Here is a 24,919-nt window from a genome sequence, read left to right on the forward strand (position 1 = left end):
CCAACCGCCGAAAGTTGGGTTGCAACAGCGATAAGACGGTATCTACGCTGGCTACCGAGCGTCCCAACGTTAATTGCGCGCGGATTCCGTCCATCAAGGATGCAGCAAAATGTCTTCCAATGTCTGCTGTATTTCATTGTTGCCAAAGCTACAACCGGTGTCGCGCTTAATCACCAAGCGAACTTTGTTGATAACATCTTCGGTCAGGATCGCCCGGACCATGCTTGCGCGTGTCAAGGCGCTCACCTCATTCCAGCGTTTCTCCAGCATCCCCTTGCGGGTCATGCCGTCGCGGGAAATGAGCAGCAATCGCTCGCAATCCTCCAGGCTGACATCCGGCAACAGGTCGACCGAGAACACCAGGCTGGCGGTCACGATGTCTTGCATCGCGATATGGTAGATCCTCCAGGTGGAGAGGTTGGTTAGCAACGCCCAGCGGATCCCGGAATAGGCTCCGTAAGATGTCGCCTGAAAGACATGCTTGTCGCGCAAGCTGACTCCAGCGCGCTTGCTTTCGCCGACGATCAGATCTTGATCGATGACGGAGAGCACGTAGTCGGCCTTGCGCCCCTGAACCATTTGCTCTGCCTTGATCTCCTCCATGGCATACCCAAAGACATCCATCAGCATCTTATCGATGATCATGCGGGTATTGCTTTCGTTGATCTGCCCGTCAACGGCGGCCTGAATTTGCGGCAGAAAACGCCGCAAGGATTGCTGCAAGGCTACCGCTTTTTCCGTCCAGATTTGTTTCGGGTTTCGGCGCCGACTCAGCGTGACGACATCCTCGCGATGGTCGTCAATATCAACCGGAGTTTTTTGAATGGTGACGCCCAATGCCGTCGCCAAGGCGTCAAGACCGCCGTTGTAACCTTGGCCGACCGCGCGAAATTTCCAGGATCCCTGATGACGGTAAAGGTCGCCCAACATCAAGGCGCGCTCCTGGCCGACGTTGGTCACATTAAAGCGGATCAGATCCTCTCCCGATAAATTGGTCACGCGAATATAGAGCTGCTCGATCATCCCGCAATGCGGGCAATCGTCGGCGCCGGAGTTTGCCCCAATGGTGATCGTGAAAACGATCTTGGAGACGTCTTCCGGAACGCGCGCCAGTAAGGCACGAAAAGCGCGCTGATCGGACTCGTGATCGGACTCTAAGCAGAGACTGCCGCAGGGGGTTTCGGTCTGGTTGTAGAAAACAAAATCCTGATCGCTTCGCACCTTTCCTGACGCGCCCATCAAGAAGGCGCTGACATCAATATCCCAAGGAATGTCGGCGTCCCAGCCGACCCCAATCATGACGCTCTTGTCTGCGATCGGTGCGTTTGCGCCTTGCTGTAATTCGGTCCCCATCGGCATTCTCCTGTGTGGATCCGCTCCGATCATCCCTTAAACCGCGTCGACTCCAACGCGGGCAGATTGCCGCCAACCTGTCCGACCGCTCTAAATGATGCCGGTCGCTCTGGACGCGGTTTAACCCGACGTCGCCCGCACCGCCTGCGTCAGCGAGTTGGCGTCCGCGTGGGGCAGCGGCAGATAGACCGCGCCCATCTCTTTCGCCAGATCGCGCCCCTGTTGCTGCGGACGCGGCGAGGTGTCGATGACCAACGCCGTGATCTCCAGCGAACGCACCACCCGCGCCGCCGCCAGCGATTCCTCGCCGGCACGGGTCCGTCCGCCGGTGCCGTCGCGCGCGACGTTCGCCCGCCCGTCGGTCATGAGGATCAGCACCGGCGTGCCGCCGCGACGCTTGACCGAGTCGGCCAGGATCATCCCGAGATCGATGCCGGACGCCAGCGGCGTGCCGCCCCCGCCCGGCAGCCCGGCGAGACTGCGTTTGGCCCGCACCAGCGAGCGGGTCGGCGGTAGCAGCACCTCGGCGGCCTGACCGCGAAAGGCGACCAGCGCGACCTTGTCGCGACGCACATAGCAGTCCGCCAGCAGCAGCTCGACCGCGCCCTTGGCCTCGGCCAGACGATGCAGGGCCGAGGAGCCGGAGGCGTCGACGACGAAGATGGTGGTGGTTTCGGACTTGTGCTTGAAGCGGGTGATGCGGAAGTCGTCCTGACGCACCTCGATACGGGTCGACTCCTGACCGAAGCGCTCGCGTTCCTCCCGGCGCAGACGCTGCCAGGGGGCGGCGGCGCGCAGGGTTTCGACCACGTTCAGACGCAGTCCGGCGCGCGGCTCGCCGCACAGCACACCCGCCGGGCGACCGCGCGTTTGGGCGTTCTGGACTGCGCCGGCCTTGCCAGTCTGACGCGCCCGCGAGCGGCGCAGCTTGCCCATCTGCAATTGCGCGAGCAGACCGGCCGGGATCGCGGCCTTGGTCGCTTCCAGGATCTGATCTTCGAGTTCCTGCGGTTCCTGCTGTTCGTTGGACTGGTTCTGCTCCTGATCCGGCTCGTCCGGTTCGGGCGGCGGCGGCTCGGCGTCCGGCGGCGGCTCCATCGGCGGCAGTTGGGTCGCGCGCGGGGCCAGCACCAGACGACCGGCGACCGCGAGATCCGCGTCCGCGACCTCGGTCCGTTCTTCCAGCGCGGCGGAGGCACAGGCGGCGCGACAGGCGAAGATAGACGCGCGCAGCGAGGGAATCCCCAGCGCCAGGGCGAGACCGCACAGCGCCTCGATCTGTTTTTCGGTGATCGTGACCGAGGGGAGCCGCGCGCGGGCCTCCAGGATGTCATCTGCGTCGTAGGGACAGGCGACCGCCTCATGGACACGGATATAGGTCAGTTCGAGATGGAAGGCGAGCCGATCGAGCAGGGCATTGAGCAGCCCTTCGTCCTCGCCAACGCCTTCGTCGAGCGCGACCACGGCGAACCGCGACGGGGTGCGCATCGCCAAACCGTCGCGCTCCAGCACCACCTCGCCGGCGTCGAAGGCCATGGTCAGACGCGCGGCGGTGCCGGCGGCGATGCGCTCTGCCATCGCCAGCTCGACCACGCCGCCGTGGGCCTCGACCAGCAGGCCGAGTTCGGCGACCGGACGGCCGGCGCTCAGGGTCGCGGCCAGATCCAGACCGCCGAGCAGTCGGCCGTCGGAGACGTGCAGCGGAATCCGCCGCTGGGGCGTGCCTTCGGGCTGAAGGTCGCGCATGACCGCCAGCCACTGATCGCGCACCGGCCCCGCCAGGGCGCGCAGCGAGACGCCGCCGGTGCCGACCGGATCGACCGACATCAGGACCGCCGCCAGCACGGCGTCATCCCAGGGCGAGGGTCCGGGACCGGCCGGGGCCGGGTTGGGTGCCTGATTCAGGTCAGGCCCGCCGCCAGTGTCGACGGCGGGAGTCGCGCCGGCTGTGCTCATGCGCCAAACAGCTCCCCGACCGCGCGCTCGACCCGACTGGTGGAACCGGATTCGTCGAGCGGATCGCGGCGCAGACGGTGCCGCAGGGCCGAGGTGGCGATCGATTTCAGATGCGATTGTGTCACTTCGGTGTCGCCCAGCAGGGCAGCGAGCGCGCGCGCGGCACGGATCAGGGTCAGCTCGCCGCGCAGACCGTCGGTGCCGAGCTTGATGCAGAGCCGTCCGGCGTCTTCAAGGGTCGCATCCGGGACGGTCACGGTCGGCAGCAGCGCGCGCGCCTTCTCGATCGAACGGCGGACCTTGCCGTCCTTGCCTTTCCACTTGACCACGAAGGCGGAGGGATCGCGCTCGAACTCATCGCGCAGACGCACCACCTTGATACGGGTGGGCAGATCCTGTGGGGTCTTGACCTCGACCGAGAGACCGAAACGGTCCTGAAGCTGGGGCCGCAGTTCGCCCTCCTCCGGATTGCCCGAGCCGACTAGCACGAAGCGTGCCGGGTGACGGATACTCAGACCCTCGCGCTCGACCAAATTCTCGCCGGACGCGGCGACGTCGAGCAGCGAGTCGACCAGATGGTCTTCGAGCAGATTGACCTCGTCGATATAGAGGAACCCGCGATGGGCACGCGCCAGCAGACCCGGCTCGAACGCCTTTTCGCCCTTGGTCAGGGCACGCTCCAGATCCAGCGCGCCGATGACCCGGTCCTCGGTGGCACCGAGCGGGAGATCGACCACCGGCACCGGCACCTGACGGCTTTTCAGCGGTCCTTTCTTGGCGCGATTGGTGCGGCAGTCGGCGCACAAGGCATCGTCGCCGGCCTCCGGGTCGCAGTTATAGGTGCAATCGACCGCGCGCATCTTCGGCAGGAGCGCGGCGAGTCCACGAATTGCCGTGGACTTACCGGTGCCCCGGTCGCCAAACACAAGAACCCCGCCAATCGACGGGTCAATGGCCGCAATCAACAGGGAGCGTTTCATCTCCTCCTGGGCGACGACGGCTGAAAACGGAAACGGGATGGACATACGCGGCGAACCTAGTTGCTATGATCTTGAAATGGCGCAAACGGCCGGTTGATCGGAAGCGCCCGACACAAAGCGCACACAGGCGCGCGGGCACCGTCCCAGTAAAAAGGACTCAGCCGTCAATCGCGCGACGAGCCCGGCGTTCATTCATCAAGCCCGCGACCCTAGCGCCCATCCCTAAGCGCGGTCAAGCGCGTTGCGTCAATCGGGCGGTAAATTTGGCAGAAAGGATGGTCCGGGGCAAAGATTCGCGTCCACCGTCGACTGGACGCGGTTGCAACCCGGCGCGCGCGCAATCGATGGACGCCGCCGACGCATTTCGGGCAGACTGACGCGCGCGGCACCCGCATCCGCGTAAGCACCAGAAGAACACCGCCGATCCCCGTTGAGGAGACTTTCCGTATCATGCAGACCCCTTCCGCACATCCAGAAACCGCCACCGGCGACGCCCGACCCACCCTTGACGGGACAAACGCATGACCAACGCCGCCACCGCCCCCCTGGAAGAAGGCCCCTCGAAGGGATTCGGCCAGATCACGCTCCTCAGTCACGACGACCGTCTCAAGGGCCGCCCGCGTCTGTGCAGCGACTGCGGACTCTGCGACAGCGCGCTGAAACCGTCGATGCCGCAAGCCTGCATGTTCGTCGACAATCGGACCCAGGCGATCGAGCAACGTCTTCACGGTCGCAACCGCCAGCCTGACGACGAACTGCGTTTCGGGATTTATCGCGCGCAGTATGCCGCGCGGATGCGCCGCCCAAACCCCCAGGCCCAATGGAGCGGCATCGTGACGGCGCTCGGCGCGCGCCTGCTCGAACAGGGCAAGGTCGAGGCGGTCATCACCACCGGTGCCGCGCCCGGCACCCGTTTCAAGGCCCAGCCGATCCTGGCCCGCACAGCGGCGGAGGTCTTGGCCACCGCCGGCAACAAGCCCTGTCTCTCGCCCAATCTGAGTCTGCTCGACAGCGTGCGCGAACAGGGCATCAAGCGGCTCGCCTTGATTGGTACGAGCTGCCAGGTTCACGCGCTGCGGGCAGTCGAGGCGGAGCTTGGGCTGGAACAACTCTACGTGATCGGCATTCCGTGCAGCGACAATGTTGCCTACGAGGATCTGACCTATTTTCTGACTCAGGTCTCGCGCTCGCCCGAAACCGTCGTCCATCATGAATTCATGCAGGATTTCAGTCTCTGGATGCGTCATGAAGACGGCCATGTCGAGCGTCTCAACTTCGTCGACTTCCCGATGGACAAGCTGCATGGGATTTTCCCCTCGGCCTGTCTCTCCTGCTTCGACTATCCCAATGCGCTCAGCGATCTGACCGTCGGTTACATGGGTGCGGAACTCGGCTGGCAGTGGGTGCTGGCGCGCACCGAACGCGGCGAGGAACTGTTCGAGTTGATGCGCCCCGATCTGGAGATCGGCGAGCTGACCGAGCGGGGCGACCGTCGACGCGGCATGCCGCGTTTCATGGAGCGGCTCACGCATCCGCCTGGCGCCAAGCGGCCGCCCTTCCTGATCCGCAAATTGGTCGCGATGCTGCAACGCAGGAAAGGTCCGGGCGGGCTGGAATTCGCGCGCGCGGTGATTGAGATGAAGCTCTTGCGTAACCTCAATTATGTGCGTGGCAAGTTCGCGCGGTTGGAGCCGCGGGTGGTGCCTTATCATGTGTATCAGACGCTTGAGCCCTATGCCGAACCCTATCGCGAGATCTTTGGGCGCGCGCTGGCGGATGAGTCCTAGGGCGGTTGCCGCCGCCCTGGAAGCGCCGATTGCCCTGGGGGCAGGGTCATGCTGAGTTATCTTCATGGCTTTCATGCGGGCAATCATGCCGATGTCTTGAAGCACGCGGTGCTGGCGCTGCTGTTGGATGCGCTGCTGGTCAAGCCCAAGCCGCTGGTGTTTTTGGACTCGCACGCCGGCTCCGGCGTGTATGACCTGACGAGTGAGCAGGCCCGCAAGACGGATGAGAGCGCGGATGGAATCGGTCGATTGTGGGCACGGAGGGAGTCATTTCCAGAACTGGCGCGCTATTTCGACGCCATCGCGGCGCTCAATCCGGACGGCGGCTACGCGCGCTATCCGGGATCGCCGCAGCTCGCGCGGCATTGTCTGCGCGCGGATGACCGGCTGATCCTGATGGAGTTGCACAAGGCCGAGGTCCGGACGCTGCGCCATGCGCTGGACAGCGATCCACGAGTCAACATCCATCATCGCGACGGTTTCGAGGGATTGACCGCGCTGCTGCCGCCCAAGCCGCCGCGCGGTCTGGTGCTGATCGATCCGCCCTATGAGGTCAAGACCGACGTCGACCAGGTCGCGGACTGTCTCGCCGCCGCGCACGCGCGCTGGCCGACCGGGAGCTATGCCATCTGGTATCCGCGTCTGGGGGTCCAGCGCGATCAGGCCGATCGCTTACTGAGGAAGCTGTCGCGCGCGATTCCGGAGTTCCTGGTCGCGGAGCTGGCGGTGCGTCCACAAGCGGACGACTTCGGCATGCACGGATCGGGGATGGTCATCGTGAACCCGCCCTGGCGCTTCGAGGAACGGCTCGGAACCTTGTTGCCCAGACTCGCGGATGTGCTGGCAACCGAATCTCCCCAGCGCGGAACCAGGGGTGAATCAGCCTGCTGGCGTTTTGAATGGCTGCGCCGAGGCTAAAGCAAGGTAGATCATGCGTGCAAATCACCACAGTTGGCGAGTTACTGAATTGGTCGTATGCCAATCTCGCAATGGCACATGCAGCCGTCACAGCCAAAGCCGAAAAATACGGGCGCACTCAGTTTATGATCCGTTCACGTCTTTACACGGGACTAAACAAACAGACAATGAGCATTGGCCCGCTTGCGGACGACGATCGCCTAAAAATGATCTTGCCGAAAGCATGCTGCTATTGCGGAAGCAACCAGTTCCTGTCTGCGGATCATCTGATTCCAACAAAACGCGGCGGCGCAAATACCGGCGACAACCTTGTCTGGGCATGCCGTTCATGCAACAGCTCAAAGTCCACCCATGATGCACTCGAATGGTTGGCGGAGAGGAAAGAGTTCCCGTCCATCTTGCTGCTTCGGCGTTACCTCAAGCTTGCCATTGAAATGTGCCGCGAACGGAATCTCATGAATACACCGCTGGCCGAAGCACCAGCACTTCCGTTTTCCCTGTCTGCCATTCCGAGGACATATCCACAACCGAGCGAATTGCGATTGTGGGTAGTAGAAATCGCCTAACTCAAATGTTCGGTGCGGCTCAGGATTCTCCGACATCCCCGAAAACCGTCGGGATCTCGTCGTCCGGATTCAGATGCTCGACATTCAGCAGATGCACCCGGCGACTGTCCGCGCGCATCACGGTAAAGCGAAAGCGACCGAGTTCCACCGACTCGCCGCGCTTGGGCAGATGACCGAGCGCATTCACCACCAGACCGCCGATGGTGTCGAATTCCTCGTCCGGGAAGTCGCTGCCGAAATATTCGTTGAAATCCTCGATGGTGGTGCGGGCCTTGGCGCTGAATTCGTTGCGGTCGCGCCGGAAGATGCCCGAACCCTCGTCATAGTCGTGCTCGTCGTCGATCTCGCCGACGATCTGCTCCAGCACGTCCTCGATGGTCACCAGTCCCGCCGCGCTGCCGTATTCGTCGACCACGATGGCCATGTGGTTGCGGCTTGACCGGAATTCTTTGAGCAGGACGTTGAGCCGCTTGCTGTCGGGGACGAACACGGCAGAGCGCAGGAGATCGCGGATGTTGAAGGCGCGTCGTCCATTCTCGACGCAGAAGGTCAGGAGATCCTTCGCCAGCAGGATGCCGACCACCTCGCCCTTGTCGTCGCCGGTGACCGGAAAGCGGGAGTGGGCCGATTTCACGGCGATCTGGAGGATTTTTTCCAGTGGGTCGTCGCGCCGGAGCGAGACCATTTCGGCGCGCGGGATCATGATGTCGCGCACCCGCAGGTCCGAGACCTGCAATACCCCTTCGATCATGCTGAGGGCATCCGTGTCCAACAGATCCCGTTGTTGCGCGTCCTTCAGCAACTCGATGAGCTGCTCCCTGTCCTGTGGTTCGCCCCCCAGCATCTGGCCAATTCGTTCAATCCAGTTGCGTGAACGCGAATCCTCGCTAGATCGATCGCTCGTCATGAGTGGTTACCAAATCTCCAAGTCTTGCTGATGTTCATAGGGTGGCGGGAATCCTAACCCGCCCAGGATGTTCGTTTCCAGGGTTTCCATCGCCTCGGCCTCGGCCTCGTCAAGATGATCGTAATCAAGCAGATGCAGCACGCCATGGACGACCATGTGCGCCCAATGCGCCTGCGCTTCCTTGCCCTGTTCCAGTGCCTCGCGGCGCACCACCTCGGCGCAGATCACCAGATCGCCGAGCAGGTCGCAGATCGCGTCGTCAGGGGCCAGGCCAGGCGGAAGCTCGAACGGGAAGGAGAGGACATTGGTCGGTCGATCAAGACCGCGATACTGACGATTCAGCGCCGCGCCTTCGTCCGTATCCACGATGCGAATCGTCAACTCCGCGCACTCGCGATGGCCGTCAAGCGCGGCCAGCGTCCAGCGTTCGAACTGAGGCAACGAAGGCAGTTCGGGGGCATCCGTCGCCAGTTGCAGGTCGAGTTCCAGGTGTACGGCCATTGGGTCGGTTGTCGATTGTCGATTGTCGGTTGTCGGTTGTCGGTTGTCGGTTGTCAGCCAGGATGCAGGGAAGACCGCGACGGGGGGAGGTTCTCATAGGTCTCGTAGGCATTGACGATGCGCTGGACCAGCGTATGCCGCACCACGTCGCGGGCGTTGAAGAAGGTGAAGCTGATGCCGTTGACATCCTTGAGGATCTCGATGGCCTGACGCAGACCGGAGGGTTGGCCGCGCGGCAGATCCACCTGGGTCACGTCGCCGGTGATCACCGCCGTCGAGCCAAACCCGATGCGGGTCAGGAACATCTTCATCTGCTCGGGCGTGGTGTTCTGGGCCTCGTCGAGGATGATGAACGAATCGTTCAGCGTGCGACCGCGCATGAAGGCCAGCGGCGCGACCTCGATGACATTGCGTTCGAGCAGCTTGGTGACTTTCTCGAATCCCAACATCTCGAACAGCGCGTCATAGAGCGGACGCAGATAGGGATCGATCTTCTGGGCCAAGTCGCCGGGCAGGAAGCCGAGCCGCTCGCCCGCCTCCACCGCCGGACGCACCAGCAGCAGACGCCGCACCCGATCGGACTCCAGCGCCTCGACCGCGCAGGCGACCGCCAGATAGGTCTTGCCGGTGCCGGCGGGGCCGACGCCGAAGTTGATGTCGTGCTTGAGGATGGCGTGCAGGTATTCCTGCTGGTTCGCACCGCGTGCCCGGATGAGACCGCGCTTGGTCTTAATGACGACCTCCGGCAGGCGGTCCTCGACCTGTTCCAGCAGCGCGTCCACGCCGGACTCCTGGAGCGCGAGGTGGATGATGTCGGGCGTCAGCACGCCCCGTTCGGTCTCGTCGTAGAGATGGCGCAGGAGTTGTTCTCCAAGTCGCGCCGATTCGCGCTCGCCGATCAACCGGAACGCGAAACCGCGATTGTTGATCTCGATGCCGAGACGGCGCTCCAATTGGCGCAGATGTTGATCGAACTGGCCGCAGAGGTTCGCGAGGCGCGTGTTGTCCTCGGGCTCCAGTTCCAGATCCAGCGTGTGCGGTTGAGTCGTCAAGCGGAGCGGGACGTCAGGCGGCCACGGAGCGAATTGGGCAGGGCTTCGGTGATGGTCAGGTCGACGAAATCGCCGATCACGTCGGTCGGCCCCGCGAAATTGACCACGCGATTGTTCTCGGTCCGCCCGGCGAGTTGGTGCGGATCCTTACGCGACGGACCTTCCACCAGCACCCGCTGGACCGTCCCGACCATCTGGCGGCTGATGCCCTGGGCGTTGCGGTTGATACGTTGCTGCAGGCGTTCCAGACGCGCCTTTTTCTCGTCCAGCGAGACATCATCCGGGAAGTCCGCGGCTGGGGTGCCGGGGCGGCGGCTGTAGATGAAACTGTAACTGTGATCGAAATCGAGATCGTCGACCAGCGCCAGCGTGGCGGCGAAGTCGTCCTCGGTCTCGCCCGGGAAGCCGACGATGAAATCGGAGGACAGATGGATGCCGGGCCGCGCCTGCCGCAGCCGCTGGATTTTGGCGCGATAGTCCGCTGCCGTGTGACCGCGCTTCATAGCGGCCAGAATGCGGTCCGAGCCGGACTGCACCGGCAGATGCAGAAAACTGACCAGTTCGGGCACCTCCGCGAAGACCTCGATCAGGCTATCCGAGAATTCGCGCGGATGGCTGGTGGTGAAGCGGATCCGGTCGATCCCGTCGATGGCGGCGACATAGCGAATCAGGAGCGCCAGATCGGCGGTCTCGCCCTCCGGACCTGCCCCGAGCGAAGCCGAAGGGTCGGACATCGGTCCGCGATAGGCATTGACGTTCTGTCCCAGTAAATTGACCTCGCGCACGCCCTGCTCGGCCAACCCCGCGACCTCGGCGATCACGTCATCGAAGGGACGGCTGATCTCCTCGCCGCGGGTATAGGGCACGACGCAATAGGTGCAGTATTTGGAGCAGCCCTCCATCACCGAAACGAAGGCCGTCGGCCCCTCGGCGCGTGGTGTCGGCAGACAGTCGAACTTTTCGATTTCCGGGAAGGACACGTCCACCTGGGGCAGCCGATCGGTCCGGAGATCCTTCAGCATTTGCGGCAGCCGGTGCAGGGTCTGCGGGCCGAACACCAGATCCACATAGGGCGCCCGCTCGCGGATCGCCGCCCCTTCCTGACTCGCCACGCAACCGCCGACGCCGATCACCAGATCCGGGCGCGCGACCTTCCAGGGGCGCCAGCGCCCGAGTTGGGAGAAGACCTTTTCCTGCGCCTTCTCGCGGATGGAGCAGGTATTGAGCAGCAGAACGTCGGCGTCTTCCGGACGCGCCGTCAGTTCCAGCCCTGCGGACACGCGAAGCACGTCCGCGATCCGGGCGGAGTCGTACTCGTTCATCTGACAACCGTAGGTCTGGATATAGAGCTTGCGATGCATGAGAGGATGTTGGGAAGGGCGAACGGTCACGATGATCGTCTCGTCCAGGAAGATGGGGACGCGGAGGCGATCGACAACCCCTTGAACGGGAAGATGCCGGGAATACCGCTGCGTGACAATGTAGAGACAGCGTAACCGAACGAATTCGGACTTTGCAACCGCCGCGAGGTGTTGCTGGAGACCGACTGGGTCGTCAGACCGGACACGATCCTCCGGCCGGACGTGGCGCTGGTGTGCCATGACGACAACCCGAGACATATCGCCAGGGCACCTGAAATCGTCTTTGAGGTCATCAGCCCGTCCACGGCAAAACGCGACGAGGGGCTGAAGCGGCGCGAGTATGAAGAAGCGGGCGTCAAGTATTACGCGCTGATCTACCCGGAGACACTGATCGCGACACTCTATCGACAGGATGGCGACGCCTTTCGCAAAGTCGCCGAGTACGAGACGGAACGCTTTGAATTCGAGGGACTTCCCTGCCGGGTAGCAGTCGATTTCGCGACGGTGTTTCGACGGTTTCGATGAGTCCTGTCGGTCGGGATGAGATCCGCCAAAAAACACGAAAAGACAAAAACCTGTAAGTCAAGAGAGCAGCTCAGAGCAAGAAAGCAGCTACTCGATTCTATTGATCCAGATCAATCAATCCGAATTCGACGGATGAAACCGCCGTGCCACGTCGGAAGCAAAAAAGCGATAGAAATCAATTTTTCACAGTTTGAAAACACCTCGCCGACCCGCCATTTTCCATGGCAAGCCGTTGAAATCCTTCCATCTCCGCACGCCACGACGACTCGACGGACCTTCAGCAGACCGACTTATTTTGCCTCTGTTCACAGCATTTAGTCGGGACTACACTTGCAAACCACAAGATATAGTGCTTCAACCCAATATCGGTTTTCTCCTCTCGGATCGCCAAAGGATCTGAATTTGGACGAAAAAACCGCCCAATGACCAAATAACGAACCCCCAGAGGCCCCACGATGGGAACCGACACGAACTTTCCGACCCTGCCAACCCGCGTACTCAAGCGCGACGGGGTCGAGGTTCGCTTCGACGCCGCCAAGATCGAGTCGGCGATTCTGCGCGCCGGTCAGGCCAGTGGCGAGTTCGGTCCTTTAGAGGCCGGATTGTTGACGGCCCAGGTCATCAAAGTGCTGGCCCACCGCTTTAGCGATGGGCGCCTGCCGGATATCGAGGGCATTCAGGACGTGGTGGAACAGACGCTGATCAGCGCCAACCACTTCGGCACCGCCCGCTCCTACATCGTCTATCGCGAGCAACATCACAAACTGCGCACCGACCACCGCACCCTGGTGGATGTCGGCGCCTCGATCGATGAGTATCTCGACCGCTCGGACTGGCGGGTCGCGGCCAACGCCAACCAGGGCTATTCGCTGGGCGGGCTGATCCTCAATACCTCGGGCAAGGTGATCGCCAATTACTGGCTGAATCATGTCTATCCGCCCGAGATCGGCGCGGCCCATCGCGAGGGCGATTATCATATCCATGACCTGGACATGCTCGCCGGATACTGCGCCGGCTGGTCGCTGCGCACCCTGCTCAACGAGGGGCTGAACGGGGTGCCGGGCAAGGTCGAGGCGGCGCCGCCCAAGCACATGTCCTCGGCCATCGGACAGATCGTCAACTTTCTCGGCACCCTGCAAAACGAGTGGGCTGGCGCCCAGGCGTTTTCGAGCTTCGATACCTACATGGCGCCGTTCGTCCGCATCGACGGGCTGGATTATCGCCATGTCAAGCAGGCGATTCAGGAGCTTATCTATAACCTGAATGTGCCGTCGCGGTGGGGGTGCCAATGCGTCGACGAAGCGACCGAATGTCTAACCGAGCATGGCTGGAAGCGCCATGACCAGATCGGGAAGGGTGAGCGTATCGCCACCTTCGATTGGCGCAACAACCGTCTGGAATATCTCGAACCGCTAGCGCTGAATGCCTACGACTTCGACGGCGACATGTACGTGCTGCGCAATCGCACGCAGGAACAATGGATCACGCCGGGCCACAAGGTCTTGCGCAAGGTCTTCAACTCGGAGAACCGCTGGGTTCTGGAAGATATCGAGCAGGTTGCCGAACTCAAGTCCCCGGTCATCGTTCCCAATGCCTGGGAGACCACGTCGACGACCGAGATCGATGACCGGATCGTCATGCTGCTGGCTTGGGTGGTGGCGGAAGGCAACTTCGATTTCCATGCCGATCGCCGGCGGGTCAGTCTCTTCCAGTCGAGCGGCCATGCGGAAAACGCGGCCGAGATCGAGTGGCTACTGAATGAACTCGGCTTCAGCTTTCATCTCTGGGAGCAGACCGGAACCTATGCGAATTTCCCCGTCTATCGCTATCGGCTGAACAAGGAAGGCAGTGAGTTCGTTCTGATCTACACGGAACGCAAATGCGTGCCCGACATCATCCGGACCCTGTCCGCCCGCCAGATCCGTCTCTTCCTGGATACCTATATCAAGGGCGACGGCAGTATCGAACCTAGCGGGCGCATCCGGATCTACACCAATGATCGCGACAATCTCGACGCGCTACAGGAACTCTGCGTGCTCGCCGGTTATGGCAGCAGCGTCTATACGCGCAAGGATTCGGGCGTTCATGTTCTGAACCTGATCCGCAACCGCGAGACCTATATCCAGCTCATCGAGCGCCGGCCTTACAAGGGCAAGGTCTGGTGTCCGACGACCCGCAACGGCACCTTCGTCGCACGTCGCCATGGCAAGACCTTCATCACTGGCAATACTCCTTTCACCAATCTGACCTTCGACTGGGTCTGCCCCGAGGATCTGCGCGAGCAGGTGCCGGTGATCGCGGGCGTGGAGCAGTCATTTACCTATGGCGAGCTTCAGGCCGAGATGGACCTGATCAACCGCGCCTATATCGAGGTCATGACCGAGGGCGATGCGAAGGGACGCATCTTCACCTTCCCGATCCCGACCTACAATATCACCAACGATTTCCCGTGGGAGAGCGAAAACGCGGACCATCTCTTTGAAATGACGGCGAAATATGGCCTCCCCTATTTTCAAAATTTCTTGAACTCCGAACTGACCCCGAACATGGTCCGTTCCATGTGCTGCCGGTTGCAACTGGATCTGCGCGAATTGCTCAAGCGCGGCAACGGCCTCTTCGGTTCGGCGGAGCAGACCGGATCGCTGGGCGTGGTCACGATCAACTGCGCGCGGCTCGGCTTCACCCATCGCGGCGACGAGCCGGGTCTGCTGGCGCGGCTCGATGAACTCCTGAACCTGGCGCGCAACAGTCTGGAGATCAAGCGCAAGGTCATCCAGCGTCACATGGACGCCGGGCTTTTCCCCTACACCAAGCGCTATCTGGGCACCCTGCGCAATCATTTCTCGACCATTGGCGTGAACGGGATCAACGAGATGATCCGCAATTTCACCAACGACGCCGAGGACATCACGACGACGCGGGGCCATCAGATGGCCTGCCGACTGCTCGACCATGTGCGCGCGCGCATGGTGGAGTTTCAGGAGGCCACCGGGAGCATGTACAACCTGGAGGCCACGCCCGCCGAGGGGACGACGTACCGCTTCGCGCGGGAGGACCAGAAGCGTTTTCCCGGCATCCTTCAGGCCGGCACCTTTGATACGCCCTACTACACCAACAGTTCGCAACTGCCGGTGGGATTCACCGATGACCCCTTCGAGGCGCTTGCCATGCAGGAGGCGTTGCAGAGCAAATATACCGGCGGCACCGTGCTGCATCTTTATATGAGCGAGCAGGTCTCGTCCACGGATGCCTGCAAACGGCTGGTGCGCCGCTCGCTGGAGAATTTCCGCCTGCCCTATATCACGGTCACGCCAGTGTTCTCGATCTGTCCCAAACACGGCTACATCGCTGGCGAACATCCTTTCTGCCCGATCTGCGACCAGGAAATCATCGCCCGCAAGCAGGCCGAACATGATCGCACCGTCACCGAGCGCAAAGACTCGGCACGAACCAGCGCTGATTAAATCAATCCAATAATGTATCAGGAAAGCGACAACATGAACGATACCCGCATCGAACTCAAGACTGAGGAACGCACGCCTTGCGAAGTGTGGACCCGCGTCATGGGCTATCACCGTCCGGTTTCCGCATTCAACAATGGCAAGCGTGCCGAGCATGCCGAGCGTTGTTATTTTTCGGAGCAACCGCAAGTCGCGCAGCGCCGCGTGGAGCAGTTGGCGGCTTAGCATTCATGGCGTTGTGGTCCGGCACCGATCGAGTATGAACGTGACGCCGACGGTCAATGCCGAATCCCTGCGGATCGGCGGACTCACCCGCCTGACGACCATCGATTATCCAGGCGAGCTGGCCGCCGTGGTCTTCTGTCAGGGCTGCCCCTGGCGCTGTCGTTACTGCCATAACCGAGACCTGCTCGATCCCGAGGCGGACACTGTCGTTGATTGGCGCAAAGTGATCCAGTTTCTGACTCAGCGACGGGGATTGCTCGATGCGGTGGTGTTCAGCGGCGGAGAACCGACCGCTCAACAGGCGCTCCCGGCGGCGATATCCGAAGCGCGGGCGCTGGGCTTCAAGATCGGCTTACATACGAACGGGGCCTATCCCGAACGCTTGCAACGTCTGTTGCCCCTGCTGGATTGGGTGGGTCTGGACATCAAGGCGCTGCCCGAGGTCTATGACCGGATCACGGACGTCGAAGGCTCGGGGAAACCGGCCTGGAAGAGTCTGTCGCTGCTGCTGGAGTCGGGGGTTGCGCTGGAGGTCCGCACCACCGTGATGCCTGACTGGGCACCGCCGGAGGTCGCCGCCATCGCGCATGCACTCGCGGATGCTGGCGTGAAGGACTATGCCTTGCAGGGCTGCGAAACCCACCACGCACTGGATCGGAATCTCCCTGATCGCCGCTTTTCGTTACGGGAACTCGCCGGACACATCGAGACCGGGCGTTTTGCGCGCTTCTCGCTCCGGGAAGCCTGAATCGAAACCACATCCGGCATGACACGCATCGTTTTGCGTCGCTATCGCTCGGCAGACGATGCATGTCATGCCGGACGTGGCTTAAAACAGATCCATCATCATAGTTTGGGCCGCATCGGTCGGTATGCCCGAGCGCGAGAAACGGTCCTCGTTGGCGGCACTCACAACCTGGAGTTCAACCCGCGCGGTTCCGCTGCCGAGCATGCCAATCTCCCTGGCAGCGCCCTTGGAGAGATCGATCATGCGGCCATGGGCGTAGGGGCCACGATCATTGATGGTGACTTCGACCGAGCGGCCATTGGCCTTGTTGGTGACCATCACCTTGGTGCCAAAACTCAAGGTCTTGTGCGCCGCGGTCAAGGCATTCGTATTGAACCTTGCGCCACTGGCGGTCTTGCGGCCATTGAAACGATCCGCGTAGTAGGAGGCGGTGCCTTCGGTGACGACTGCATGCGTCTGCGTCGTCGGCAGGATTGAAAGTGTCAGTAGAAACGGGGATAGCCATCTGCGTCGTTTAACCAAAACGCTTCCTCTTTCAGTCTCGTTGTGGTGTATGGGCGCCTCGGTAAGGACCCTTCGTCTTCGATCCGAAGGGCTATTTTACAGGGTGAGGGGCGTGCTTGACCACCCCTCCAATCAAATGAGAGTCAATTGCAACATAACCGAAACATTGGCGCCGCGAGACGCGCCTGAACCGGCGCACCTCAGGAAGCCGGGATTTTCTGGTCCGCCTTGCCGTTGGAGTCGAAATCGATCTCGTCCCAAAAATCCTCCTGGCCTTCCGCCGAGGGCGGATTGCCGTCATGGACCAGGTTGAGTCGGCGCTGCAGATAGGCATCGCGCAGAAAGCCATAAGAATCCAGTGCGGCATCCTCCAGGATCTGACCGGCGGTGAGATATTGGGCCCGGCGATCGACGAACTGCAGACCCAACAGACTCCAGTAGATTTTGTCCTCCCGGATATTAATCAGAGGATCCGTGAACACGTCGCCGGCCAGGCCGATCGTATCGCGCATGCTGCTCGGCCCCAGGATAGGCAGCATCAGAAAGGCGCCCGATTCAAGCCCCCAGTAACCGAGCGTCTGGCCAAAATCTTCCTTGTAGCTCGGCAGACCCACGTTGGTGGCGACGTCGAAAATCCCCAGCACTCCAACCGTGGAGTTGATGAAGAGTCGTCCCACATCGCTCCCCGCCCGCGACATCTTGAACTGAAGGACATTATTCACCGCCGAGGTCACGTCGGCGATGTTATGAAAGAAATTGGTGACGCCGCGATCGACCGGCTCGGGCGTAATCGCCTGATAGCCCTTGGCGACAGGTTGCAGAAACGCCTTGTCGAAATCGGAGTTAAAACGGTAGACCGCCCGGTTGAACGGCTCCAGCGGGTCGCGCGGATCGGGCACCCGGTCCGGATTCGTGGCACAACCGCTGGCCAACAGGGCGATACACACCCCCCCCAACCAGCCCGACCGGAATGCGTCCATCTCAACACCCTTCATTGGCAATTTCTGTTTTCCCAGTGGAGTTGCGAAATCCTATCACAGCGCCAGCCACCCCCGGAGATCGGACTGAGCACGGACTTCAATACAGCACCGACACCCCGTATCCAAAACGCCGAAGCAACGCGATGATTCCCGCATCGCCCGGCAGATGCAAGGCGCCGATGGCGACGAACCATCCGCCCCGCTCCAGCAGCGGCCGCATGCGCTCTGCCATCCGCCGATTGCGCGCGTCGATCACGGCCTCCTGGAACAGCCCCGCCAGCCTGGGATCGCCGCCTTGGAGAAAGGACTCGCTCAGATCGACCAGACGCCCAAGATCGCGCGCCAGATAGACCTGCGTCAATTGCTCGAACATGATCGGCAACCGACTCCTGGATTTCAGGGTCTCGCGCAACAGACCGATCTGATCGGCCTCCGACATCCCGTCGAAAACGGCAAGCTGCTCTTCCATGGTTTCCAATCCCTGGACGGGCCTGCCCGTTGCGAGTGCGGCGCGATACAGCACCATATCCAGGAAATGCCCCGTTTCGGTCGGCGGGGTACTCAGCAGCGTCATCACTGCCCAGGGCTTCAAATCCTTGAACGCATCCTCGGACATGCCGATGTCGGCGAGCGCAGTGACCGTCTCGAGATAGAGATCGGGCGGCAGCACCTCATGCAGGGTACGACCGTCGGTGTAGGTCATGGTGATCATGGCCTTGATGATCGCCGCCGCGTCGGGAATGACCTCCAACGCAACGCCGGCGCAGCCATCGAATGCCGAGCGCACCGACGCGGGAAGCTCGGTCACCCGGGCATCCTCGCTGTGAATCGTCCCGAATACAAAGCTGGGAGCCGCCGCCGTCGGCGCATCGACCCGGTAAAGCAGTCCGTGCGTCGCGCGCCCAGCCTCCCCCGCCGCCGGACCGCCGAGCAGGAGTGCCCAGAGGGCGATGCCCCAGACAAACCACGGCCGGCGTCCCGCCAGTCTGCGGAGATTGCCCAATGCAGCATGGTCCCCTAGCGTTGCCACTCGAAAAAACCGGCGATCAAAACTGACACCATCACCCCGCGACGTTCATCGATTTCACCTCTCATGAGCGTTCGCCGCTTGATCCAGGGCGCTTTCAGGCGACGGGAACACCTGATCGCGCCCGGCCTCCTTGGCGGCATAGAGTGCGTCGTCGGCCCGCCGGATCAGCCCCTCGAAGGTCTCACGTTCTTCCCCACTGGCGACCCCGAAGCTCGCGGTGACGGTGCCCACGGGATCGATGGGCGCGGCGGAAACCGACTGACGCAGGCGCTCGGACAGACGGATGGCGCTCGTCAGGGACGTCTCCGGGGCCAGGACGATAAACTCCTCGCCGCCCCAGCGCGCGAATAGGTCCACATCCCTAAGAGGGTGTAGACAAAATCAAACCGTTGTGGTCAACCGCCGCAGCAGGATGCGCGCCTCCGCCAGCCAAACCCAGGTTTCGGAGACCGCTGGCAGACGGTCATGATGCATGATCAATCGACGGGCACGCTCATTCCACGCATGGGTGCGCTCGACAACCCAGCGCTTCGGCAGCGGAACGAAGCCGTCGGCGTTGGCGATCACCACTCGGTCAGGCGCCCCGTCCACGTGCCAGGAGCCAACGCTTTTGTTGGCTGGATGGCGCACGACTTCCACGCGGATCGCGTGGGTCTGCTCGGTGGTTTGGGCAAATTGACCGGCGTAGGCGCTATCGACAAACAGCGTGTTGATCTGGGGGTACTTGGCGGCCGCGTCAGCGACGGCGCCCGAGGCGGCATCGCGGTCCTGAAGATTGGCCGCGACCACGCTCACCGCCAACACGAACCCCAAGGTATCGACCACCAGGCTGCGCTTGCGCCCCTTGACCTGCTTGCCCGCATCAAAGCCGCTCGGTCCACCCTGCGGCGAGCCGCGGGTCGATTGCGCATCCAGCACCGCCGCCGTCGGCGCGATCTCACGCCCCTCGCGTTCGCGCCATTGCCCCCGCAGTCGATCATGCATCTGCTCAAACTTCCCAGCCGCACTCCAACGGCGAAACGTCTTGTAGACATTCTGCCAAGGCGCGAAATCGTGCGGCAGCATCCGCCACGCGCACCCCGTGCGCACCACGTAGCAACACGCCTCCAGGATGCTCCGGCGCGACACGCGGGGCGGTTGACCCCGCCCGCCCGGCATCTCAAAGAGAGCGGCGACCAAGTCCCACTCCGCATCGGTCAGACAACTTGGGTAGCTTTGGTCGGGGTCGTGGCGACGATGCGCATCCGTATACCCATACCGACGCGGCGTTGCGCGCGCTTGCGCCTCGAGACCACTCTCGCCCCGGAGGCGCGTGACGCCCGCCTCCCGCAAGGACTTGCGAATCGTTGCTTCATGAGCCTCGATTCCCGTCCGTGCCGCGAGTTCCCGGGCAATCTCTGACAGCGTGGAGGTCGGGCGATCCGTGACAATTTGACGCAATACCGCTTGCTCCGCCTCGTGAATCTTGGGGGGACGACCAGCTTTCGACATCAGCGCACACCAGCTCAGTTGTAGACTGGTATACAAATAGCAGCTCAATTATTTTTGTCTACACCCTCTAAGACAGGCGCGGATACGCTCGGTGACGACCACCAGCACTTTGTCGCCGACCCCATGTCCGTGACAATCGTTGACCGCCTTGAATTTGTCGATATCGAACATGATGAGTCCGAAGGGGCGACCATAACGGTTGGCATGGGCGAGGTAGTGGAGACCATAGTCGGTAAAACTGCGGCGATTGAGGATGCCGGTCAGCGGATCGGTGGTGGCCAGGCGCTCCAGTTCTCGGTTTTGCAGTTCAAGACGACGTTGCAGCGCGCTGAGCCGCAGGTGGGTGGCGACCCGCGCCAGCACCTCCTCGGTCTGGAAAGGCTTCGTGATGTAGTCCAGCCCCCCGGCCGCGAACGCCCGAACCTTGTCGCCGGCGTCCTGAAGCGCGCTGATGAAGAGGATCGGGATCTCGGCGGTGATCGCTTCCTCCTTCAGCCGTTGGCACACCTCGAACCCGTCCAGGCCGGGCATACGGATATCGAGCAGGATCAAATCCGGCGGGGCGGTCCGCGCCGACGTCAGCGCCAGTTCGCCGCACGGAAGCTGACGGACCCGGTAGCCGGCGTCGGTGAGGATGCGTCCCAGCAGATCGAGATTCCCCGGAGTGTCATCGACCACCAGGATGGTCGGCGGTGCGGTCGGTGCGGCGTCCATCGTCGTCCTCGAGCCAGCGCAGGATACGTTCGTATTGGTAGTCGGCAACCCACTCCCGGAGCAGGGCCGCAACCTGGGGATGTCTCTCGTCAAGTTCCTGGAGCAGCGTCTCGATTCGCTCCGAGTCGCCAAGGATCACGGCGTCCCGCATGACCGACATCAGCCCCTCCGGTACCTCGGGCATCGTCGCCGAGGCGGCCAATGGGGCTGGCGGGCGTTCCCCGGCGCGGAAGCGCAGACCCAGATGGCGCCCGAGCAGCCGATGGATATCCGTGTCGCGATAGGGCTTGCTCAGAAAATCGTCGAATCCGTTGGCCAGGATCTGGGCACGTTCCTCGACGAAGGTACTCGCCGTGATGGCGATAATCTTACAGGAATCGCCGCCCGGCAGGGCGCGAATCCGGCGGGTCGCCTCGCGCCCGTCCATGACCGGCATGCGGATATCCATCCAGATCAGGTGCGGGCGCCAGGTCTCGAAGCGTTGCACGCCCTCCGCGCCGTTCGTGGCCTCGCGCAGTTCCAGTCCGAGCGGCTTGAGGATGGTCGCGAGCAACAGACGATTGTCGGGATTGTCCTCGACGCTCAGGAGGCGATACGCGGGTTGATCCGGTTCCAGCTCCAGCTCCAACGCCTGACGCGGCTCGTCCAAGGGCGGCGCCTCGCTGTCCGCGGCGGTCTCGACCGGGAGCCAGAAACGAAACCGGGAGCCATGGCCCGGTTCGCTCTCGACCTGAATCTCGCCGCCGAGCAGCTCGACAAAGCGCTGGCAGATCGCCAGGCCGAGCCCGGTGCCTTCCTGACCGCGCGTCCCGGCCTGAACGAAAGGCGCGAAGATGGACGAGAGTTGATCGGGTGGGATGCCGCACCCGCTATCCGCGATCTCGACGATCAGACGCAGCCCCTTCGATTCGGCTTCCTGGATGCCGACCCGCATCCGCACCTCGCCCCGCTCGGTGAACTTGAAGGCGTTGCCGATCAGGTTGATCAAGACTTGACGCAGCTTGCCGGGGTCGGTGCCGATCGCGCGAGGGAGGTTGGGGCCGCGGTCGAGGACGAAGGCAATGCCCTGATGAGCGGCACGCAGCCCGAACAGCGAATCGATCTCGTCGAGCAGCCGCCACAGGTCGACGGGCTGGAAATCGGATTCCAACTGCCCCGCCTCGATCTTGCTCATATCCAGGATGTCGTTGATCATGGCCAGCAGATGACTGCCGCTGTTGTTGATGATCGTCAGATAGCGTTGCTGGTCGGGCGGCGTGTCGGGCATGCGCGCCATGAGTTGCGAAAAGCCCAGGATGGCGTTCAAGGGAGTGCGCAGTTCATGGGACATGTGGGCCAGGAACAGGCTCTTGGCCCGGTTGGCGGCCTCGGCGCGCTCCTTCTTGGCGACTTCCTCGCGAAAGACGTTGGCGGCCTGGGCCATGGCGCCGATCTCGTCGGTACGCTCGCGATAGGGAATCTCGGCGTCGAGACGTCCCTGCGTCAGGTCGGTCAGGGTGCGGGTCATGGCCATCAGGGGCTGCGTGATGCCGCGACCGATGCGCCAGGCGAGCAGGATCGTCAGAAAGACCGCTAGCGAGGAAATCGACAGGGTCACATGTTGAATAAAGCGATTCTCGCGCAACATCCGCGCGCGAAGCTCGGTTTGCCGCGTCAGGTTGAGCGTCTTCAGCAAGTCGGCCAATTGCGCGAGTTCGCCCGCTTCGCCGGCCAGAACCACATAGACCAGATGCAGATAGGCGCGCGTCGCTTGCAGAAACCCCGACAGGGCCGCGCGGTAATCCCGCGTCAGGGTCGCGATCTCCCCCAGGCGCTCGCTGACGGCGGCATACCCCGGCTGGTCGCGCGCCGCCGCGAGCTCGCGCTCAAGGGCATCGATGCTCGCGTGGGCCGCGCGCGCCAGCGACGAGTCAGGGGCGTTCTCGAACTCCAGCGCGTGCTGGTGGGCAAGCAATATATTTTCCCGCGCGGAGCCAATCCGCGCGGCGAGGTCATAGGCACCGGAATGGGCAGTCTCCTGGCGCAGTTCGACGAGCCTTTCGCCAATTCGCTGGCCGAGCGGTTGGAAATCGTGATGGAGCGCGCGGTCGCGCTGGCCGCGCTCGATCACCGTCGACTCGAAGTTGTCTCCATAGAGTCGAAAGACCTCGGACATCCGCTGTAACAGACGCGCCTGCTCGGGGTCGCGCGTCCCCAGTTTTGCCATTTCGATTTGCACCCGCAGTTCGCGGATCGAGACCCGCACGCGCGCCACGATGCCGCCATACCCCGAATAGGTGTAGGCGAGCACGCGCCTTTGGAGATCGATCGCGCGCCGCTCGATGTCGAGGATGCGATTGGTCTGTCCCTGATAGAGCGCCAGGCGATCGAACTCGACACTCGCACGGCGCAACGCAAGGTTGCCGATGAGCGTCAGAACCACGAGCACGGTCAGCACCACCGCGAAGCCGATCGTGATCCGCGGTCCGATGCATAATCGATTCAGCGGGGCGAGAAGCGCGCGGATCATGCGAGCAGCAACTCGTGCCAGCGCGGCAGGCTGTAATCGTAGCTGTCCATGACCGAATTCCAGACCGCGACATGGCCGAAGCGTTGCCAGTAGGAGCCGCCATTGCGCCGGGTGCCGGCGCGCACCGCAAGCTCGCCATCGGGGCCGCACAGATCCTCGGCGGCCGGCTTGCCCTCGTACCAGTAATCCCACTCGGCGGGCGACAGCAGGGGGCGCGCGCGCTCGGGGACGGAGATGTAATAGCCCTGACGCGCGACGAAGGCACCGGCCCAGCCCGACAGCCACCAGTTCATGTAGTCATAGGCCGCGTCCAGTTCGCGCCCGCGGGTGTTTGCCGACAGACACATGACCCCATGCCAGGCGCGGTAACCTTCGCGCGGCGCGGCATAAACCGCGGGGATGCCGCCCTCGTTGAGCGCGGCGACCGCCGGCGAGAACATGCTGGCGAGCGCCGCCCGGCCGTCGCGCATCATCCCCACGGACTCCGGCACCTCGCTCCAGAAGCCGCTGAAATGACCGTCCAGCTTGCATTGAATGAGGATGTCGAAGAGTTGGTCCAGTTCGGGCTTACTGATGTCGCCGATGTTGGCAAAGGTCATGAGCCCGCGCGCCTGGACCGCCAGGGCGGCGTCGAACAGGCCGATGGTAGGGTCGTTCACCAGCGCGACCTGTCCGTGCCAGCGCGGATCGAGCAGCCAGCCCCAGCTTTCGGTTTCGTAGGCGACCCCGCGCGGGACGACGCGGGTGTCGTAACCGAAGGCATCGACATTATGGACATAGGGCAGGAAGCTGATGCGCTCGCTCGGCGTCGCGCCCAGGCCGCCATCCGGCTGGACATTGATCAGCCGGTAAGGGGCGTCGCCCTGACCGAGCGGAGCCTCCGGGGTCAGGCGTCCGGTCTTGGTCAGGTCGTTGACCTCGCTCCAGAGGGCGATACGGCGGGTGTCAATGGGCTGGATCGAGCGGGCGCTCCAGAGAATCCTGATGCTGTTGGACCACTGCTCGTAGAGATCGAAGCTGTCCGGGCGGGCGCCCCCTTGATACAGCACCTCGGCGTTGCCGCCCGGCATGAAGATCAGCTCGATCCCGAGATCCTGCTCGGCACGCTGGCGAATCTGCTCGCGCAGGGTGACGTGGGTGCCGAGCACCCGCAGTTTGACGCGCCCCCTGGTGTGGACGGCTGGCGCCGCCGGCAGGGCTCCGGCGCCGCAGGCGAACGCGCCCAGGGCCGCGCAAAGCCGGCGGCGCCGGTGGGAGACAGGCGGACAGCGATCGTCTTGCTCAGTCATGCCCATACACTCCCGCTTCCTTGGTCGGTTGGGAATGACAGAAATCAAGACATGGCTCGATC

22 protein-coding genes are annotated in these 24,919 nt (G+C 62.7%); 7 read left to right on the forward strand and 15 right to left on the reverse strand.

The features are described 5' to 3' along the window. Window positions 1–93: 93 nt before the first annotated feature. The 3 genes from THIVI_RS08925 to bchI form a co-directional block, all read right to left on the reverse strand. Window positions 94–1,353 (reverse strand): TerD family protein, encoded by a 1,260-nt coding sequence (locus tag THIVI_RS08925; RefSeq protein ID WP_014778275.1) that lies wholly within the window; start codon window positions 1,351–1,353, stop codon window positions 94–96. A gap of 120 nt (window positions 1,354–1,473) precedes the next feature. Continuing rightward, a complete protein-coding gene (locus THIVI_RS08930; RefSeq protein ID WP_014778276.1) occupies window positions 1,474–3,309 on the reverse strand; it encodes a magnesium chelatase subunit D in 1,836 nt (611 codons plus the stop codon). Next, complete coding sequence (gene bchI / locus THIVI_RS08935; protein ID WP_014778277.1) at window positions 3,306–4,334, reverse strand: magnesium chelatase ATPase subunit I; 1,029 nt, start codon at window positions 4,332–4,334, stop codon at window positions 3,306–3,308. The genes THIVI_RS08930 and bchI overlap by 4 nt, the downstream gene beginning before the upstream one ends. Before the next feature lie 476 nt (window positions 4,335–4,810). Here bchI and THIVI_RS08940 point away from each other — a divergent pair, with 476 nt between their 5' ends. The 3 genes from THIVI_RS08940 to THIVI_RS23575 are packed head-to-tail and all read left to right on the forward strand — an operon-like array spanning window position 4,811 to window position 7,560. Beyond that, window positions 4,811–6,076: a Coenzyme F420 hydrogenase/dehydrogenase, beta subunit C-terminal domain gene (locus THIVI_RS08940; protein ID WP_014778278.1), complete on the forward strand. Its 1,266-nt coding sequence runs from the start codon at window positions 4,811–4,813 to the stop codon at window positions 6,074–6,076. Window positions 6,077–6,124: 48 nt separating this feature from the next. Then, window positions 6,125–6,994: a 23S rRNA (adenine(2030)-N(6))-methyltransferase RlmJ gene (locus tag THIVI_RS08945; RefSeq protein WP_014778279.1), complete on the forward strand. Its 870-nt coding sequence runs from the start codon at window positions 6,125–6,127 to the stop codon at window positions 6,992–6,994. A 17-nt stretch (window positions 6,995–7,011) separates the two neighbouring features. Next, the gene (locus THIVI_RS23575; protein ID WP_217160970.1) at window positions 7,012–7,560 is read left to right on the forward strand and encodes an HNH endonuclease; all 549 of its coding nucleotides are present in this window, start codon (window positions 7,012–7,014) and stop codon (window positions 7,558–7,560) included. A 19-nt stretch (window positions 7,561–7,579) separates the two neighbouring features. On the opposite strand, the gene THIVI_RS08955 is transcribed toward THIVI_RS23575, so the two are convergent. Genes THIVI_RS08955 through miaB form a run of 4 tightly spaced genes read right to left on the reverse strand, consistent with a single transcriptional unit; the run spans window position 7,580 to window position 11,381 of the window. Further along, the gene (locus tag THIVI_RS08955; RefSeq protein ID WP_014778281.1) at window positions 7,580–8,467 is read right to left on the reverse strand and encodes a CorC family transporter; all 888 of its coding nucleotides are present in this window, start codon (window positions 8,465–8,467) and stop codon (window positions 7,580–7,582) included. A 6-nt stretch (window positions 8,468–8,473) separates the two neighbouring features. Then, window positions 8,474–8,968, reverse strand: a complete 495-nt coding sequence (gene ybeY / locus THIVI_RS08960) for an rRNA maturation RNase YbeY (RefSeq protein ID WP_014778282.1) — start codon at window positions 8,966–8,968, stop codon at window positions 8,474–8,476. A 53-nt stretch (window positions 8,969–9,021) separates the two neighbouring features. Then, window positions 9,022–10,020 carry a PhoH family protein gene (locus THIVI_RS08965; RefSeq protein ID WP_014778283.1) on the reverse strand — a complete coding sequence of 333 codons (999 nt, stop codon included), beginning with the start codon at window positions 10,018–10,020 and terminating at the stop codon, window positions 9,022–9,024. Beyond that, window positions 10,017–11,381, reverse strand: a complete 1,365-nt coding sequence (gene miaB / locus THIVI_RS08970; protein ID WP_014778284.1) for a tRNA (N6-isopentenyl adenosine(37)-C2)-methylthiotransferase MiaB — start codon at window positions 11,379–11,381, stop codon at window positions 10,017–10,019. The genes THIVI_RS08965 and miaB overlap by 4 nt, the downstream gene beginning before the upstream one ends. 171 nt (window positions 11,382–11,552) lie before the next feature. Between miaB and THIVI_RS08975 the strand changes: the two genes are divergently transcribed. From THIVI_RS08975 to THIVI_RS08990, 4 genes are all read left to right on the forward strand, one after another. Continuing rightward, window positions 11,553–11,906 (forward strand): Uma2 family endonuclease, encoded by a 354-nt coding sequence (locus THIVI_RS08975; RefSeq protein ID WP_052314995.1) that lies wholly within the window; start codon window positions 11,553–11,555, stop codon window positions 11,904–11,906. Window positions 11,907–12,361: 455 nt separating this feature from the next. Continuing rightward, the gene (locus THIVI_RS26155) at window positions 12,362–15,370 is read left to right on the forward strand and encodes a ribonucleoside triphosphate reductase (RefSeq protein WP_014778285.1); all 3,009 of its coding nucleotides are present in this window, start codon (window positions 12,362–12,364) and stop codon (window positions 15,368–15,370) included. Between the two features lie 33 nt (window positions 15,371–15,403). Further along, on the forward strand, window positions 15,404–15,592 hold the full coding sequence (gene nrdD, locus THIVI_RS26160) for an anaerobic ribonucleoside-triphosphate reductase (RefSeq protein ID WP_014778286.1): 189 nt from the start codon (window positions 15,404–15,406) through the stop codon (window positions 15,590–15,592). A gap of 34 nt (window positions 15,593–15,626) precedes the next feature. After that, a complete protein-coding gene (locus THIVI_RS08990) occupies window positions 15,627–16,340 on the forward strand; it encodes an anaerobic ribonucleoside-triphosphate reductase activating protein (RefSeq protein WP_014778287.1) in 714 nt (237 codons plus the stop codon). An 81-nt stretch (window positions 16,341–16,421) separates the two neighbouring features. On the opposite strand, the gene THIVI_RS08995 is transcribed toward THIVI_RS08990, so the two are convergent. The 8 genes from THIVI_RS08995 to THIVI_RS09030 form a co-directional block, all read right to left on the reverse strand. Next, complete coding sequence (locus THIVI_RS08995) at window positions 16,422–16,862, reverse strand: septal ring lytic transglycosylase RlpA family protein (protein ID WP_014778288.1); 441 nt, start codon at window positions 16,860–16,862, stop codon at window positions 16,422–16,424. Between the two features lie 182 nt (window positions 16,863–17,044). After that, on the reverse strand, window positions 17,045–17,824 hold the full coding sequence (locus THIVI_RS09000) for an MlaA family lipoprotein (RefSeq protein ID WP_014778289.1): 780 nt from the start codon (window positions 17,822–17,824) through the stop codon (window positions 17,045–17,047). A gap of 97 nt (window positions 17,825–17,921) precedes the next feature. Continuing rightward, window positions 17,922–18,827 carry a TraB/GumN family protein gene (locus THIVI_RS09005; protein WP_014778290.1) on the reverse strand — a complete coding sequence of 302 codons (906 nt, stop codon included), beginning with the start codon at window positions 18,825–18,827 and terminating at the stop codon, window positions 17,922–17,924. Between the two features lie 81 nt (window positions 18,828–18,908). Beyond that, entirely contained in the window at window positions 18,909–19,211 is a 303-nt protein-coding gene (locus THIVI_RS09010) for a GGDEF domain-containing protein (RefSeq protein ID WP_041446909.1), read from the reverse strand. Window positions 19,212–19,235: 24 nt separating this feature from the next. Continuing rightward, window positions 19,236–20,345 (reverse strand): IS5 family transposase, encoded by a 1,110-nt coding sequence (locus tag THIVI_RS09015; protein WP_041447215.1) that lies wholly within the window; start codon window positions 20,343–20,345, stop codon window positions 19,236–19,238. 48 nt (window positions 20,346–20,393) lie between these two features. Then, window positions 20,394–21,059: a response regulator gene (locus THIVI_RS09020; protein ID WP_052314997.1), complete on the reverse strand. Its 666-nt coding sequence runs from the start codon at window positions 21,057–21,059 to the stop codon at window positions 20,394–20,396. Then, window positions 21,013–23,568: an ATP-binding protein gene (locus THIVI_RS09025; protein ID WP_014778291.1), complete on the reverse strand. Its 2,556-nt coding sequence runs from the start codon at window positions 23,566–23,568 to the stop codon at window positions 21,013–21,015. Before THIVI_RS09025 ends, THIVI_RS09020 begins: the two co-directional genes overlap by 47 nt. Then, window positions 23,565–24,857: an ABC transporter substrate-binding protein gene (locus THIVI_RS09030; protein ID WP_014778292.1), complete on the reverse strand. Its 1,293-nt coding sequence runs from the start codon at window positions 24,855–24,857 to the stop codon at window positions 23,565–23,567. Before THIVI_RS09030 ends, THIVI_RS09025 begins: the two co-directional genes overlap by 4 nt. Window positions 24,858–24,919: the final 62 nt, after the last annotated feature.

Source organism: Thiocystis violascens DSM 198 (genome assembly GCF_000227745.2).
In the GTDB taxonomy this organism is placed as follows: domain Bacteria; phylum Pseudomonadota; class Gammaproteobacteria; order Chromatiales; family Chromatiaceae; genus Chromatium; species Chromatium violascens.

Excerpts from the sequence above, each read along its gene's own strand:
- THIVI_RS08925 (WP_014778275.1), bottom strand. The coding sequence starts at position 1,353 with ATGGGGACCGAATTACAGCAAGGCGCAAACGCACCGATCGCAGACAAG.
- THIVI_RS08930 (WP_014778276.1), bottom strand. The coding sequence starts at position 3,309 with ATGAGCACAGCCGGCGCGACTCCCGCCGTCGACACTGGCGGCGGGCCT.
- bchI (WP_014778277.1), bottom strand. The coding sequence starts at position 4,334 with ATGTCCATCCCGTTTCCGTTTTCAGCCGTCGTCGCCCAGGAGGAGATG.
- THIVI_RS08940 (WP_014778278.1), top strand. The coding sequence starts at position 4,811 with ATGACCAACGCCGCCACCGCCCCCCTGGAAGAAGGCCCCTCGAAGGGA.
- THIVI_RS08945 (WP_014778279.1), top strand. The coding sequence starts at position 6,125 with ATGCTGAGTTATCTTCATGGCTTTCATGCGGGCAATCATGCCGATGTC.
- THIVI_RS08955 (WP_014778281.1), bottom strand. The coding sequence starts at position 8,467 with ATGACGAGCGATCGATCTAGCGAGGATTCGCGTTCACGCAACTGGATT.
- ybeY (WP_014778282.1), bottom strand. The coding sequence starts at position 8,968 with ATGGCCGTACACCTGGAACTCGACCTGCAACTGGCGACGGATGCCCCC.
- miaB (WP_014778284.1), bottom strand. The coding sequence starts at position 11,381 with ATGCATCGCAAGCTCTATATCCAGACCTACGGTTGTCAGATGAACGAG.
- THIVI_RS26155 (WP_014778285.1), top strand. The coding sequence starts at position 12,362 with ATGGGAACCGACACGAACTTTCCGACCCTGCCAACCCGCGTACTCAAG.
- nrdD (WP_014778286.1), top strand. The coding sequence starts at position 15,404 with ATGAACGATACCCGCATCGAACTCAAGACTGAGGAACGCACGCCTTGC.
- THIVI_RS08990 (WP_014778287.1), top strand. The coding sequence starts at position 15,627 with ATGAACGTGACGCCGACGGTCAATGCCGAATCCCTGCGGATCGGCGGA.
- THIVI_RS09000 (WP_014778289.1), bottom strand. The coding sequence starts at position 17,824 with ATGGACGCATTCCGGTCGGGCTGGTTGGGGGGGGTGTGTATCGCCCTG.
- THIVI_RS09015 (WP_041447215.1), bottom strand. The coding sequence starts at position 20,345 with ATGTCGAAAGCTGGTCGTCCCCCCAAGATTCACGAGGCGGAGCAAGCG.
- THIVI_RS09020 (WP_052314997.1), bottom strand. The coding sequence starts at position 21,059 with ATGGACGCCGCACCGACCGCACCGCCGACCATCCTGGTGGTCGATGAC.
- THIVI_RS09025 (WP_014778291.1), bottom strand. The coding sequence starts at position 23,568 with ATGATCCGCGCGCTTCTCGCCCCGCTGAATCGATTATGCATCGGACCG.
- THIVI_RS09030 (WP_014778292.1), bottom strand. The coding sequence starts at position 24,857 with ATGACTGAGCAAGACGATCGCTGTCCGCCTGTCTCCCACCGGCGCCGC.